Here is a 936-nt window from a genome sequence, read left to right on the forward strand (position 1 = left end):
CGCGGCGCAGGCCGCGGCCCTGGACGCGGTGATCGCGGAGCGCCTGCGCTCCGCCCAGGAGGCCGCCGCGGCCGCGGAGCGGGCCCGCCAGGAGGCGGACCGGCTGCGCGAGCAGATGGCGCAGCAGGCGGGGGGTCGGTCCTGATGGCCCTGTCCTTCCGCCGGTCCGAGTCCCGGCCCGCCACCCGTACGGACACGCCCGACCACGTCGCCGCTGACGGCCGTGTGTGGGCCGGTCCGGACTACGACGAGGCCCGCGCCAACGGCCGCCGGCTCCTCGCTCCCCGGACCACGGGCAGCGCGAACGGGTTCGGCCGGTCCTGCGACCTGCACGACGACGGGGGTCCGCGGTGACGATCGCCCCCACCTGCCGCAGCTACGCCGGCGGCACCCCCACCCCGCCGAAGACCCCGCCCACTCCGAAGGGGGGTGGCCGGTGACCGCCGAGGAAGCCCAGCGCCAGCAGCAGGACGAGCAGCTCCGGCGGGCCCGCGAGGCCCACGCCAGGGCGCAGGCCGCGAAGGCCGGCGGCTCCGGCAAGTAGCCCCTCCTCCTCTCTCCCCTCTCTATGCAGTACGGCATCCCGCCGCCTGTTCTCGGAACCGTCCTGGCATGTCCATGCCGGACGGCGCCGGGAATGGGCGCCGGGCCCGCCAGGGCCCAGCACCCAACGCACCACCACGACGCACCCGGAAGTCCGGCCCGAGGGGGCCAGGCCAAGGAACTGCCCGCTACTTCACAACTCCACAGCGAGCCACTGAGAACAACTCAGAGAACGGCCCCGAGGCCTGCGAGCGTGACGCCGCCCCGGGGCGCACCACCCGACTGCTTCCGCAGCACCTTCGGCACGGGGACACCGCCGCCCCGTCACGCACCCCGCACCACCCAGAACCCGCCGCTCCACCCCCTGGTTCGTCCCCACCCTCGCCACGGCCG

General features: G+C 75.9%; 1 protein-coding gene. It reads left to right on the forward strand.

Going from position 1 to position 936, the window contains the following annotated elements; all coding sequences use genetic code 11:
- Positions 1-144: 144 nt before the first annotated feature.
- Positions 145-354: a hypothetical protein gene (locus tag AE652_RS41085; RefSeq protein WP_049661063.1), complete on the forward strand. Its 210-nt coding sequence runs from the start codon at positions 145-147 to the stop codon at positions 352-354.
- The last annotated feature ends 582 nt before the right edge of the window (positions 355-936 follow it).

The sequence above is a fragment of the Kitasatospora sp. MY 5-36 genome (assembly GCF_001182915.1).
Taxonomy (GTDB): Bacteria; Actinomycetota; Actinomycetes; order Streptomycetales; family Streptomycetaceae; genus Kitasatospora.

Bases quoted from the DNA above. Each gene is read 5' to 3' on its own strand.
- AE652_RS41085 (WP_049661063.1), top strand. From the start codon at position 145: ATGGCCCTGTCCTTCCGCCGGTCCGAGTCCCGGCCCGCCACCCGTACG.